The 13,362-nt window shown below is 61.7% G+C and carries 13 protein-coding genes; 8 read left to right on the forward strand and 5 right to left on the reverse strand.

Features of this window, described 5'->3' with window-relative positions:
* Both R1T45_RS11740 and R1T45_RS11745 read left to right on the forward strand, forming a co-directional pair.
* Positions 1 to 777, forward strand: a complete 777-nt coding sequence (locus tag R1T45_RS11740; RefSeq protein WP_259944806.1) for a type III pantothenate kinase — start codon at positions 1 to 3, stop codon at positions 775 to 777.
* A 1-nt stretch (position 778) separates the two neighbouring features.
* The gene (locus tag R1T45_RS11745; RefSeq protein WP_317390902.1) at positions 779 to 2,446 is read left to right on the forward strand and encodes a ribonuclease J; all 1,668 of its coding nucleotides are present in this window, start codon (positions 779 to 781) and stop codon (positions 2,444 to 2,446) included.
* Here R1T45_RS11745 and R1T45_RS11750 read toward each other — a convergent pair.
* From R1T45_RS11750 to R1T45_RS11765, 4 genes are all read right to left on the reverse strand, one after another.
* Positions 2,430 to 3,092, reverse strand: a complete 663-nt coding sequence (locus R1T45_RS11750) for a hypothetical protein (protein WP_317390903.1) — start codon at positions 3,090 to 3,092, stop codon at positions 2,430 to 2,432. The genes R1T45_RS11745 and R1T45_RS11750 overlap by 17 nt on opposite strands.
* A 99-nt stretch (positions 3,093 to 3,191) precedes the next feature.
* Positions 3,192 to 4,790 carry a DEAD/DEAH box helicase gene (locus R1T45_RS11755; protein WP_317390904.1) on the reverse strand — a complete coding sequence of 533 codons (1,599 nt, stop codon included), beginning with the start codon at positions 4,788 to 4,790 and terminating at the stop codon, positions 3,192 to 3,194.
* Between the two features lie 149 nt (positions 4,791 to 4,939).
* Positions 4,940 to 5,875, reverse strand: coding sequence for a glycosyltransferase family 2 protein (locus R1T45_RS11760; protein ID WP_317390905.1), 936 nt, complete (start codon positions 5,873 to 5,875; stop codon positions 4,940 to 4,942).
* A gap of 78 nt (positions 5,876 to 5,953) precedes the next feature.
* The gene (locus tag R1T45_RS11765; protein WP_132444569.1) at positions 5,954 to 7,573 is read right to left on the reverse strand and encodes a peptide chain release factor 3; all 1,620 of its coding nucleotides are present in this window, start codon (positions 7,571 to 7,573) and stop codon (positions 5,954 to 5,956) included.
* 104 nt (positions 7,574 to 7,677) lie between these two features.
* Here R1T45_RS11765 and R1T45_RS11770 point away from each other — a divergent pair, with 104 nt between their 5' ends.
* Entirely contained in the window at positions 7,678 to 8,061 is a 384-nt protein-coding gene (locus R1T45_RS11770) for a nuclear transport factor 2 family protein (protein ID WP_259944795.1), read from the forward strand.
* On the opposite strand, the gene R1T45_RS11775 is transcribed toward R1T45_RS11770, so the two are convergent.
* Entirely contained in the window at positions 8,058 to 9,071 is a 1,014-nt protein-coding gene (locus R1T45_RS11775) for a Hint domain-containing protein (RefSeq protein ID WP_317390906.1), read from the reverse strand. The genes R1T45_RS11770 and R1T45_RS11775 overlap by 4 nt on opposite strands.
* Before the next feature lie 137 nt (positions 9,072 to 9,208).
* Here R1T45_RS11775 and R1T45_RS11780 point away from each other — a divergent pair, with 137 nt between their 5' ends.
* The 5 genes from R1T45_RS11780 (at position 9,209) to R1T45_RS11800 (ending at position 13,316) form a co-directional block, all read left to right on the forward strand.
* Positions 9,209 to 9,988: an SDR family oxidoreductase gene (locus tag R1T45_RS11780; protein WP_067941767.1), complete on the forward strand. Its 780-nt coding sequence runs from the start codon at positions 9,209 to 9,211 to the stop codon at positions 9,986 to 9,988.
* 142 nt (positions 9,989 to 10,130) lie between these two features.
* Positions 10,131 to 11,489 carry a sodium:proline symporter gene (locus R1T45_RS11785; RefSeq protein WP_317390907.1) on the forward strand — a complete coding sequence of 453 codons (1,359 nt, stop codon included), beginning with the start codon at positions 10,131 to 10,133 and terminating at the stop codon, positions 11,487 to 11,489.
* A 42-nt stretch (positions 11,490 to 11,531) separates the two neighbouring features.
* On the forward strand, positions 11,532 to 12,620 hold the full coding sequence (locus tag R1T45_RS11790) for an ABC transporter ATP-binding protein (RefSeq protein ID WP_317390908.1): 1,089 nt from the start codon (positions 11,532 to 11,534) through the stop codon (positions 12,618 to 12,620).
* Positions 12,617 to 12,967 (forward strand): Lin0512 family protein, encoded by a 351-nt coding sequence (locus tag R1T45_RS11795; protein WP_317390909.1) that lies wholly within the window; start codon positions 12,617 to 12,619, stop codon positions 12,965 to 12,967. The genes R1T45_RS11790 and R1T45_RS11795 overlap by 4 nt, the downstream gene beginning before the upstream one ends.
* Positions 12,960 to 13,316, forward strand: coding sequence for a Lin0512 family protein (locus R1T45_RS11800; protein ID WP_120351309.1), 357 nt, complete (start codon positions 12,960 to 12,962; stop codon positions 13,314 to 13,316). The genes R1T45_RS11795 and R1T45_RS11800 overlap by 8 nt, the downstream gene beginning before the upstream one ends.
* Positions 13,317 to 13,362: the final 46 nt, after the last annotated feature.

A 13,362-nucleotide genomic window follows, 5' to 3' on the forward strand; every position in this document is an offset into this window, starting at 1 on the left:
ATGCTTCTGGCAATCGACTGCGGCAATACCAATACCGTGTTCTCTATCTGGGACGGGGAAGAGTTTATCGCCACTTGGCGCACCTCGACCGAATGGAAACGCACGGCGGATCAATATTACGTCTGGCTTAACACGCTGATGCGGCTGCAAAATATCGACGCTGACATCACCGATATGATCATCAGCTCAACCGTGCCACGGGTGGTGTTCAACCTGCGCGTTCTGGCGGATCGCTACTTTCACACGCGCCCTCTTGTGGTGGGCAAACCGGGCTGCGAGTTGCCCATCGACGTGCGCGTGGATGCGGGCACGCAGGTCGGGCCAGACCGTTTGGTGAACACAGTGGCAGGCTATGACCTTTATGGCGGTGACCTGATTGTGGTGGACTTCGGCACTGCCACGACCTTTGACGTGGTGGCCGATGATGGGGCTTATATCGGCGGCGTGATCGCGCCGGGGGTGAACCTCAGCCTAGAGGCGCTGCATAGCGCCGCCGCGGCCTTGCCGCATGTCGATATTTCCAAACCGCCGCATGTCATCGGCACCAATACCGTGGCCTGTATGCAGTCTGGTGTCTTTTGGGGTTATGTCGGACTGGTTCGTGAGATATGTGAGCGCATAAGGGCGGAACGTGCAAGACCCATGCGCGTTATCGCCACGGGGGGTCTGGCACCGCTGTTTCAGCAGGCAGTCGACCTGTTCGATGATTATCAAGATGAACTCACGATGCACGGCCTGACCGTGATCCACGATTATAATAAGGACAAAGCTGAATAATATGAGCAGCGAACGATTTATCTATCTGCCCCTCGGTGGGGCGGGTGAAATTGGCATGAACGCCTATGTCTACGGTTACGGCAAGCCCGGTAAAGAACGGCTGATCGTCGTCGACATCGGCGTGGCCTTTCCGGACATGGACAGCACGCCGGGCGTGGACCTGATCCTGCCCGACATCTCTTGGCTGAAGAAGCGTCGCGATCAGATCGAAGCGATCTTTATCACCCACGCCCACGAAGACCACATTGGCGCCATCGCGCATTCCTATGAGGTGCTGAAAGCGCCGATCTATGCGCGCGCCTTTACCGCCAATATCGCCCGTCGGAAGATGTCTGAACACGGCCACCCCGAAGATGCGGTCACCACGGTAAGCGCATGGCCAGAGCAGATCACCGCAGGCCCGTTCAAAGTGGGCTTCCTGCCGATCTCGCATTCGATTCCTAAATCCTCGGCCATGGTCATCGACACGCCCGAGGGGCGCACGATCCACTCCGGCGACTTCAAGATCGACCGCACGCCCGGCGTCGGCGAGGCCTTCGACGACGCACTCTGGGCAGAGGTCTGCAAGGACGGCGTGAATGCGCTGATCTGCGACAGCACCAATGTCTTCTCCGCTCATCCCGGCCGCTCGGAAGCGACCGTTGGGCCGGAGATCGAAAAGCTGGTGAGCAGTGCCGAGGGCATGGTCGTCGCCACGACCTTTGCCTCCAACGTGGCGCGGGTCAAAACGCTGGCAGAGGCGGGCGCACGGGCAGGGCGGTCGATCGTTCTGCTGGGGCGTGCGATGAACCGCATGGTCGAAGCCTCGATCCAGACCGGTGTGATGACAGACTTTCCGCCTGTCATCTCTCCCGAAAATGCCCGGGCAATTCCGCGCGAGAACCTGATGCTGCTGGTCACCGGCAGCCAAGGTGAACGCCGCGCGGCCTCTGCGCAACTGGCACGGGGGAAGTATCAGGGCATCGAGTTGAAAGAGGGCGATCTGTTCCTCTTTTCGTCGAAGACCATCCCGGGCAATGAGCGCGGCGTGATCGGCATCATCAACCAGTTCTCTGAAAAGGGTGTGGATGTGGTGGATGATTCCTCGGGCCTCTACCACGTGTCGGGCCACGCGAACCGCCCTGACCTTGAGACGCTGCATGCGATCGTCAAACCGCAGGTTCTGATCCCGATGCACGGCGAGCACCGTCACCTGCGCGAGCATGTGAAGATTGCCAATGCCAAGGGCATCACCGGCGTGTTGGCCGTGAACGGTATGATGATCGACCTGTCGGGCAACAAGCCCAAGGTGGTTGAACATGTCGACACGGGCCGCATGTATCTGGACGGGTCGGTTCAAGTCGGCGCGTTGGATGGTGTGATCCGCGACCGTATCCGCATGGCGCTGAACGGCCATGCCACCGTGACCATGATTTTGGATGCGGATGATGAGCCCTTGGGCGAGCCTTGGGTTGATCTGATGGGTCTGCCTGAAACGGGGCGGTCCAATGCACCGCTTGTGGATGTGCTGGAACAAGACCTCAGCCAGTGGCTGAACCGTCAGAAAGCCGCCACCCTGCGGGATGACGACAAGCTGAACGACGGTCTGAAAAAGGTCGCACGTCAGTCGTCTTACGACGAAATCGGCAAGAAACCCGAAGTCACCGTGGTGGTCAGCCGTCTGAGCTGACCTCCTCCCCACCGCTGCACATATAGACCGCGCCGCCCACTGCGACCACGCTTACCCCCGTGGCCGCAAGGGCGGCGGGGGTCGATAGCGCGGTGGCCAGCGTCGTGCCTGTAGTCGCCAGATTGGCGCTCAGTGCAGATGCCCCTCCCGTCAAAATGAAGGCCCCGGATTTATGCGCCACGGCGCGTAGGTTGTCCGGCTGGCTGATGGTGTCGACCGCGGATCGTGCGATGTTCTTGCTGATCTCGACGGTCTCTTCCTTGGTGGTGTTCACCCGTTCGCAAAAGGTCTTTTTGCAATAGCCGCGATAGTTCCGCGAGCCGGGGATCAGGAAATGCCCATCCTCGGGCGTGGCGGTCAGGCAGTAGCCGTCGATCTGGTCGAGCGGCACAGTGGTGGCAAGGTAGTCGAACAGCACCCCGCTGTCACAGGCGGGTGGGGCGCCCCAAAGGCTGCTCCATTTCCGCGCGGGCCAATTTATCAGCCGTTCGCGGGCGCCGACTTCCTCGGCGAAATTGGCGAAATTCTCGGCCTCTACGACAACTTCGGCGCCGTTGACCTCGGCCCGGCAGCGTTCGGCGCTGGCGGGGGCAGAGATAAGGGCGGTCAGGGCAAGGGTGAGGGCGAAGAGAGCAGGGCGCAGCATGATGGTCCTATCTGAGAGGTTTCCCCTCACATAGCACAGACGAAAAAGCCGCCAATCCCGGCCGGGATCAGCGGCGAATTCATGCCCGCGGGGGCTGTCTTAGATGCGCTCGCGGAAGCTTAGGCCGATAAAGTCAGGCGTGTGATCGCCCAGCCCGACGACGCGGTTGTCGTTCCCACCGCGTTTGTCATTCCGGCCCCGACCACGCGAAGGTTTGTCATTGTTGCCGCCGCGCTGCGATTTGCGCCCGCCCTGCGCGCTTTCGGCTTCGCGCTCTGGGGTCACATCGGCTTTGGCATCTTTCGGTGCCTCGGCCTGCGGTTGCTTGGCCTCATTGGAGGTCTCAACGGGTTTGTCCGTCTGAGGCTTATCCGTCTGGGGCTTATCCGTTGGGCGCCTATCCGTTTGGCGCTCGTCGGCCTGCGGTTGCTCAGCCTGTGGCTTGTCTGCCTGTGGTTTGTCCGACTTACGGCTGCGCGACCGGGTGCGCTTGGGCTTGTCATCGGTCTTGGCCGGGGCGTCAGACGCTTCTTCTGCTGGTTTGGCGTTGCCAAGCGGGTTCTCGATGCGCGGAATTTCCTTTTGCACCAGACGCTCGACGTCTTCAAAGTTCTTGTCGTCGCGGGGTTGGCAGATCATGATCGCCTTGCCGTTGCGGCCCGCACGGCCGGTGCGGCCAATACGGTGAACGTAGTCCTCGGCGTGGCTGGGCACATCGAAGTTGAAGACATGGCTCACGCTCGGCACATCAAGGCCACGCGCGGCAACGTCTGAGGCCACGAGGAAACGCAGCTCGCCATTGCGGAAACCTTCGAGCGTCTTGGTCCGCTGGCTTTGGTCAAGATCGCCGTGGATCGGGGCGGCGTCATAGCCGTATTTCTTCAATGACTTAGCAACGGTATCCACGTCCATCTTGCGGTTGCAGAAGATGATCGCATTGGTGCATTTCTCGCCTTCGGCGTCGATCAGCAGACGCAGCAGCTTGCGCTTCTCGGTGGCTTCACGGTCCTTGCGCGAGGCTTTGAACATGACAACGCCCTGTTCGATGGTCTCGCTCGTGGTGGCCTGACGCGCCACTTCGATCCGCTCAGGATTGCTGAGGAAAGTGTTGGTGATCCGCTCAATCTCTGGCGCCATGGTGGCCGAGAAGAACAGCGTCTGACGGGTGAAGGGCGTGAGGCCGAAGATCCGTTCGATATCGGGGATGAACCCCATGTCGAGCATCCGGTCGGCTTCGTCCACGACCATGACTTTCACGTCCGAGAGGATCAGCTTGCCCCGCTCGAAATGATCGAGCAGGCGGCCCGGTGTGGCGATCAGCACGTCGACGCCTTTGTCGATCAGCTTGTCTTGCTCTTTAAAGCTCACGCCGCCGATCAGCAGCGCTTTGGTGAGCTTGAGGTGCTTGGAATAGGTGTCAAAGTTCTCGGCCACCTGTGCGGCCAATTCCCGCGTGGGGCAAAGCACGAGGCTGCGCGGCATCCGCGCACGAGCGCGGCCCCGGGCGAGCAGCGACAGCATCGGCAGCGTGAAGCTGGCGGTCTTGCCGGTGCCGGTCTGGGCGATGCCCAAGACGTCGCGGCCTTCGAGAGCGGGGGGAATGGCGCCCGCCTGAATAGGTGTGGGCAATTCGTAGCCAGCCTCTACAACAGCTTTGAGGACCTTGGCATTCAGGTTTAGATCGGTAAATTTTGTCATGTGCGTCCGGGTTGAGCGGACACTGACTTGGCCCGCGGCAGCAATACAAGCCGGCCCGAATGGCCCAAGGGGCGGCATTTGCCGCGGCATGTTGCGAAAGCGCATAACAAGTTGCGGCCCAGCCGTCAAACACTTGACCTCTCAGGCGCTTAACTTGCGAATTGGCGCGACACCTTTGCATCAAGGTCGAGATCGGCAAGGCGCAGCAATCCCTTCGCCTTTAGGGTCGCGCGCAACTCGGGGGTGTCGGCGCAGACCTCATTGAAAAAGGCGCGCAATCCCGCCTCGCCCCCTTCGGCTTCGATCATGGAAAAAAGCTCATGCATCGACAGCCCACCGCGATCACGGGGCCGGTTGGGGGCGAGATCGGAACGGTAAGAGCCTTTTTCCAGCCGGTAGCGATAGGCGGCCAGCCAGTCGGGCCAGCTTTTCGCGTGCAGATGCGCCAGATCAATGCCGGGCTGTTGCTCTGGCCCCTCAATCATCGCGTCATTCTGAAAAGCGTTGTGTATTTGAAGGCGAACGTCGGCCATCCCGGTGCGGACAAAGACCTTTCCGGCCAAATGGCTCAAGAATCCCCCTTTGACGTATTCGCCATAGGTTGGATAAAGCTCCGACACGATCTGCGCCCTCTGCGGGCCGTTTGGAATGAAGGATTTGAAGGCTGTCGCATCGCCTGCCAAAGCCTCCATCGGGCGGATGCGGGCGATCTTTTGCGCCGCGGGCAGGGCGGCGAGCACCTCTCCCACAGGGCGCTCGGCAACAAGGAATTCGTCCACATCCATATGGATCAGCCAATCCACATCATCCGCGCGGTTATAGGCGCGGGTGGCGTTCTGGCTTTGGCGGACCTGATGCTTTTGCGGGCGTTTGCCACAGAGCTTTTGCCAATAGGCATCATCGCAGGTGACGACGCGGATCTTGGGGTGGGCTTTCAAACTGTCGAAAGCCTCTGGGTTCTCAGCGTCGAGAAATAGATAGAGCCGATGCGCACCTGCCTCAAGATGGTAGGCGGCAAAGCGTCTAATCTCGTCAGCGGGGGCCAAAATTGTGGCAACCAGCCCCCATTTCGTCGTCGTCGTCATCGCGTCTCCCCGGTTGGGTCCAGAATGCCATGATTGCGCGCGAAATCAAGGCTTACGACCCATAGCGGAGAGGCTAATTCAGACCATCATTTCCTTGGTCGCGGTAAGTTTCACGTCCGGGTAATCGCGCTCAACCCGGTCGATGTCCCATTGCAGGCGGGTTAGGTATACGATGTCGCCGTCGTGGTCATGAGCGATGTGCTGTTTGTTGCTTTCGGTAAACTTATCAACGGCCTGTTTCGTGCCATTCACCCAGCGAGCCGAGGTGAATTGCGACGGCTCGAACCGCACCGGCAGCCCGTATTCCAACTCGATCCGGCTGGCGAGCACTTCGAACTGCAATTGTCCAACAACGCCCACAACAAAACCCGAGCCGATGGAGGGTTTGAACACTTTCGCGGCACCTTCTTCGGCAAATTGCATCAGCGCTTTCTCAAGGTGTTTCGCTTTCAGCGGATCGCCCGCGCGGACCGATTGCAGCAATTCGGGCGCGAAGGAGGGGATACCGCTGACGCGCAGCGCTTCGCCTTGGGTCAGCGTGTCGCCGATGCGCAGCTGCCCGTGGTTGGGGATGCCGATGATGTCACCGGCCCAAGCCTCTTCGGCCAATTCGCGGTCTGAGGCCAAAAACATTACCGGGTTGGAAATCGTCATCGGCTTCTTGGTGCGGACATGGGTCATTTTCATGCCCCGCTCGAAATGCCCCGAGGCAAGGCGCACAAAGGCGACCCGGTCGCGGTGTTTGGGGTCCATGTTGGCCTGCACCTTAAAGACAAAGCCCGCGACCTTGGTTTCTTCGGGCAAAATCTGACGTGGCGTGGCGGCTTGGATTTGCGGCTCTGGCCCGTATTTGGCGATGCCTTCCATGAGTTCACGCACCCCGAAAGAGTTGATCGCAGAGCCGAACCAGATCGGCGTCAGCGTGCCTTCGTGCATCGCTTTGAGGTCCAAGGGCGGCAGCAATTCGCGCGCCATCTCAAGGTCTTCGCGCAGCTTTTCCAGCAGGGCGGCGGGGACGTGTTCGGCCAGCTTGGGGTCGTCCAACCCTTCGATCTTGATGCTGTCGGCCACGCGGTTCCGGTCGGCGCGGTCCATCAGTTCCAGACGGTCGCGCAGCATGTCATAGCAGCCCACGAAATCGCGGCCCACACCGATGGGCCAGCTTGCGGGCGTCACGTCGATGGCAAGGTTTTCCTGGATTTCGTCAATGATCTCAAAGGTGTCGCGGCTTTCGCGGTCCATTTTGTTACAGAAGGTCAGGATCGGCAGGTCGCGCATCCGGCAGACTTCGAACAGCTTCTGCGTCTGGCTTTCCACACCCTTGGCCCCATCGATCACCATCACGGCGGCATCCACCGCCGTCAGCGTACGGTAGGTATCCTCCGAAAAGTCCGAGTGGCCCGGCGTGTCGACGAGGTTGAAGCGGTAGTTGGTGTCACCGCTGTGGAAATCGAACGACATGGCCGAGGCCGAGACCGAAATGCCCCGGTCCTTTTCCATCGCCATGAAGTCCGACCGCGTGCGCCGCGCTTCGCCCTTGGCGCGCACTTGGCCAGCCATCTGAATGGCCCCGCCGAACAGGAGGAACTTTTCAGTTAGCGTGGTCTTGCCCGCGTCAGGGTGGCTGATGATCGCAAAGGTGCGACGGCGCGCGATCTCGGCGGGCAGGGCGGGGCGGTTTTGCGGCGTGTCCAACATCCGCCCCATATAGGCTGCGCCGCGACCGGGCGCAATCTGGCCATTGCTGCGAATCGGCTCTGGGCATAGGATGAGAACATAAGTGGTACATGGAGGGTTTTGCGATGGAACTGAAAGAGATTGCTCAAGAGTTGGTAAACGGCTGCCGGGCCGGTGCCGCCAAAGTGCGTGAGAACCTTGATAAGTTATATGCCGAGGATGCCGTTTCGGTAGAGGCCGCCGATATGGGCGGGCAGGGGCGTGAGACGCATGGGATCAAGGCCATCCACGGCAAACACGACTGGTGGGAAAACGCGATGGAAGAGCACGCGACCGAAATCTCTGGCCCGTTTTATTTCGGCGATGAGCAGTTCAGCGCGGTCTTCAAGGTCGACGCCACCGACAAGCAAAGCGGCGACCGCTTTCAGATGGAAGAGATCGGCGTTTACCACGTGAAAGACGGCAAAATCGTCCGGGAAGAGTTTCACTATGCCGTTGAGGCACCTTAACGGGTCGAGGCTTTGCGCAGCAGCGCCGCCGCATCGGGGCGCTTGAGCAACGCCTCGGCCAGATCGAGCCCGGCATGGGGCAGGTCGGAATGGCCGGGGATCACCTCGCCCAAGGCCGCCGCCATTTTGGGCGGCAGGACAGAGCGAGTGCGGCTATCGACCAGCATGGATTCGGCGGCAATCCCTTCGGCGTAGATGATCTGATGACTGTCAAAGAGCAGTTGGAAGTAATCGACAAAGCCGCCGTCCTGCACCGTCACGCTGTCACCGTTCACCAGATGCCGCGCCTTCACCAGCAATTCGGACCGGCCCGCACCCATCTCATCGCTGCGTTGATAGATGAAAAGCCGGTGGTCGGGGCTGACGATCAGGTCATGTTCGTTGTTCAGCGTGCCTGCCTGAATGCGGATCGGGGCGAATTCGCCCACCGCGCGCAGGGTGCTTTGACCGATCCAGCGTAGGGTTTGAACGCCGTCGTCGCGGGTTAGGATACGGTCACCGACGCGAAGGTCTTCGATGGGGCGCAACTCTCCGGTGCTGAGCGAGATATGGGTGCCGCGTGTGAAGGACACGCAGGCGAGTTGGCCGAATTTCTGACGTGCGGTCTGGGTGTCGATGCCCACAATACGGTAGCCCGTTTGCGGTGTCAGCGGGCCTAGCGGCAAAAGGTACACCTCAGCCGCGTGGCCCTTGCCATCAACCTCGACCAGCAGCAGCGCCTCTTGGGTTTGCCCGTCGGGCGACATCAGCGTCAGCAGGCTATCAAGGTGCAGGTCCGCGCCGGGATTGCCCACGCCGGTATCCTCGGCAAGACGCAATTGATCGCCCGGCTGGGTCAGCAACGACAGGCGCTGTGGCTCGGCTGCGCGGTCCAACTCATAGACATCATCCAACACCAATTCGGCGGCAAAACCCAGCGTATCGCCCATATTCGCCCCGTCGCTCGCGCAAAATTGCCCGGCGCGGTAGACGGCGATGTTCTGTGCAGGGGCGGTGCGGGTGCGGGACATGACGGGCCTTTGCTTTGGGGCTTTCGCCAGCGGGATAAGGTAGAATTGTGGCCCCCATGGGTCAAGGCTCGGGTGATTTGCTGGCATTGGCCGCAGGCCGTGGTAGGCATATGCAAATGCACAGGAGGAATCGCATAATGGATTTGGGAATCAAGGGGAAGAAGGCGCTGGTCTGTGCCTCATCCAAAGGGCTTGGCCTTGGCTGCGCCGAAGCTCTTGCGGCGGCAGGGGTCAACCTTGTGATGAACGCACGCGGCGCCGAGGCGCTTGAGGCGTCGGCAGAACGTATCCGTCAGGACTATGGCGTCGAAGTCGTCACCGTGGCGGCGGATGTGGCCACCGAAGAGGGGCAGGCGCTGGTCATCAAGGCCGCCGAGGGCTGTGACATTCTCGTCAACAACGCGGGTGGCCCGCCTCCGGGGATGTGGCATGACTGGGACCGCGAAGATTTCATCAAGGCGCTCGATGCCAATATGCTGGCCCCCATCGCGTTGATCAAAGCGCTGGTGCCCGGCATGATGGAGCGCGGCTGGGGTCGGGTCGTGAACATCACCAGCCAGTCGGTGCGCGCGCCGATTGCTGTCTTGGGGCTGAGTAACTCGGCACGGACCGGGCTTACGGGCTATGTCGCGGGCACCGCGCGTCAGGTCGCGGGCAAGGGGGTCACGATCAACAACCTGCTGCCGGGCATCCATGCCACCGACCGCGCGGATTCGCTTGATGCGGGTGTGGTCAAGGCCAAGGGCATCACGCTGGACGAGGCCCGCGCCGAGCGGCAGGCGGGCATTCCCGCAGGCCGCTACGGCACCCGTGATGAATTCGGCGCGACCTGTGCGTTCCTTTGTTCGCAGCACGCGGGCTTCATCGTGGGCCAGAACCTGCTGCTGGATGGCGGCGGCACCAATCTCACCATGTAAGCAGAGCTTGGCCGGGGCGCGCGTCCCGGCCATTGCGCTTCGCATCGGATCACATTCCTGACAGCAGCGGTTTCAGCGCTGGCGGGGATTGAGGGCGGCGGCTAACCCTTGAGGGTCAGCTTTTCGCAAAAGGTCCGTCCGCATGCAAACCACCGTTCTTGTCCTTCTTTTCGCGGCCATAATCCTTGCCAGCCTGCTGGTGGCCCCGCGTCGCGCAACGGTCGAAGGGTTCTTTGGCGGCGCCAATGCGGCGGGCCGTGCGCCGGGGCTTTGGGTGCTGGTGCTAAGCCAAGTCACCACATGGATCTTTGCCCGTAGCCTGATGAACGCCGCGATCTTGGGCTATTTCTACGGCATCGCGGGCACGCTGGCCTATGCGGCCTATTACGGGTCGTTCCTGACAGGCGGCTTTATCGTGGGGCAGTTGCGCCGGGGCGGCGCGCGGTCGGTGCAGGACTGGCTGGGTGGGCATTTCGGGCGTTCGGGCACGGCGGCCTATAACCTCGTGATCGGGCTGCGGCTGCTGTCCGAGGTCTTTGCCAATCTGCTGGTCGTTGCGCTGATTTTCGAGGCTGTCTGGCCGGGGTCCGGCACGCTGGCGGTGCTGATCGTCGCGGCTTTGGGCTTTGGCTATTCGGCATGGGGCGGGCTTTCCGCCGCGCTGCGCACGGATGTGGTGCAGATGCTGGTCTTTCTTGTTGTTTTCGGCCTTGCGCTTGGCGCGCTGCTGCTAAGCCCGGGGTTCGAGCTTGGCGCGGTGCTGAGTGCGCCGGGCGTCTCGGGGCCCTACAACGGTTGGGTGCTTTTGGCGGTCGCCCTGTTGCAGGTCTTTTCCTACCCCGCCCATGACCCGGTGATGATGGACCGCGGCTTTCTGGCGGATGAGGCAACCACGCGGGCCTCTTTCCTGCACGCCTTTTGGATTTCGACACTCTGCATCATCGGCTTTGGCTTTTTCGGCATCCAAGCCAGCCTGACCGGTGCGGCCTATGAAGGCGAATTGATCGGCACATGGGGGCAGATGTTTCCGGGCTGGATCTTCGTGGCGCTGATGCTGTCTTTGCTGGTCTCGGCGCTTTCGACGCTCAACTCGGCGCTGGCCTCCGCTGCGCGGCTGATGGTTGAGGAATGGCGCATCGCACCGCGCAGCCTGATGGGCGGGCGGCTGGTAATGGCGGGGTTCATGATCTCGGGCGCGCTGCTGACGCTTTGGGGAAATGCCACGCTGTTTGACGCGGTGGCGGTCAGCGGGACGGCGTCGATGTTCCTTACCCCGGTGCTGTTGGTGGGGCTGGTGGCAGGGCGGCGGATTGCGATTTGGAGCTACCTTGCCGCCTTCGCCGCCGCGATGCTTGGGGCTGCGGCCTATTTCGCGCGGGGCTGGGCGCCGGTGGCGGCCCTTCTGCCCGAGGGGCATAAATACGAGCAATTGCTGGTGATTTGTCTCTGCGTGCTGCTGGCTGGCTTTGCAGCGGTGCTTGCGGGGGCGCGGCGAGGCTGATAGCTGGGTTCCCGAGCGATTTGATCGGATACCGCAAGTTCCATGAGTGACCCCACCCCCCGACTGGAAATCCGCAACCTGCGCCGCACCTATGGCGGGCGGCAGGTTGTCGATGATGTTTCGCTGAAAATCATGCCGGGGCAGGTGACCTGCCTGCTTGGCCCTTCGGGCTGCGGCAAATCCACAACCCTGCGCATGATCGCGGGTGTTGAGATGCAAGACAGCGGCACGATCCACGTCGATGGCAAGCTGATCTGCGACACCATGTTCCGCGTCCCGCCTGAGCGGCGCGAGATTGGGCTGATGTTTCAGGATTTCGCCCTGTTCCCGCATCTGAGCGTCGCCGATAACGTGGGCTTTGGCCTCAAGAAAGGCACCAAGGCCGAGAAGCGCAAGCGGATTGAGGAATTGCTCGAACGGGTGGACCTGCTGCGCTATATCGACGGCTATCCGCACCAGCTTTCGGGCGGGGAGCAGCAGCGCGTGGCGCTGGCCCGTGCGCTGGCGCCGCAGCCGCGCATCATGCTGATGGACGAGCCCTTTTCCGGCCTCGACAACCGTCTGCGCGACGGCATCCGCGATGAGACCCTGAGCATCCTGAAAGAAGAGGATACCGCCGTTCTGCTCGTCACCCATGAGCCGGATGAGGCGATGCGCATGGCCGATGAGATTGCGCTGATGCGCGACGGCAAGATCGTCCAGCAGGGCGCGCCCTATAACGTCTATACGCGGCCCGTCGATCGCGCCTCTGTCGCATTTTTCAGCGATGCCAATGTGCTTGAGGCCACGGTGACCGGGGCGCTGGCCGATACCGTCTTTGGCCAATTCCTTGCCCCGGGGGTGCCCGATGGCACGCCGGTAAATATTGTCTTTCGCCCGCAACACCTGCGCATCGACTTTGACCGTGCAGGCAAAGGCCCACGCCCCACGGCGACCGATGGCACCCCGGCCCGCGCCGTGGTGGAACGCGCGCGCTTTATGGGGAACGAAAGCCTTGTTGAATTTGTGTTGGAAGAGGACGGATCGCGGCTCAAGGCCACGGTGCCGAATGTCTTTTTGCCGCAACCCGGCGCCGTCATGTGGCTGACCGTGCGCCGCGACCGCTGCTTTGTCTTTCCGGTGACGGCATGAAGCCCCTGATGGTAGAATTCGGCATGGGGTCGTCCCTGCGCCGCGCCGATTATACGCAGGCCGCGACACGCGCGGTGCAGGATGCGCTGTGGCATAACTCGATCAATCTGGCAGAGCTTTTTGGTTTCGATAGGTCCGCCATGCGGATCACCCTCGACGTGGGCGTGCAACGGCCCGATCTGGTCGACCCCGAAGCGCTGCGCGCGGTCTTTCCCTATGGCGAGGTGACGGTGAACCTGCATCACGGCGGGTTGGATGCGCCGCGCCCCGAAGGAGAGGGGAACCCGACCGTCATGGCGAATGTGGCCCTTTCCGTCGGTTTCGACATGGAGCCTGCCGATGACTGAGCAGCGGATCATCATCGAAATGGGCATGGGCAACGATCTGCACGGGATGGACTATACCAAAGCCGCCGCCCGCGCGATCGAGGATGCCCTGCGCCATTCCTCTCTGCCGCTTTTCGGCGCGCTTGACGTGACCCCGGACCAGATGCGTGTGCAGGTCACCGTGGCGGTGCAAGAGCCTGAAAAGGTAGATGTCGACGCGCTGGTGGCCAATCTGCCGCGTGGCCGGGCCGAGGTACGTGCCGTGAAGGGCGGGCTGAATGTGCCGACGGGGCAGGATACCATCGTGATCGCGCAGGCGAGTGTCGAGGCGTTCTTGCCGCTGCAGACCGGTTGGCAACTGAAGGGCTGAGCCGGGGGGCAGACCGTCCGGGCGGTCTGGGCCAGCCAAGCGGACC

This window comes from Sulfitobacter sp. LC.270.F.C4 (assembly GCF_032922545.1).
GTDB classification, from domain to species: domain Bacteria; phylum Pseudomonadota; class Alphaproteobacteria; order Rhodobacterales; family Rhodobacteraceae; genus Sulfitobacter; species Sulfitobacter profundi.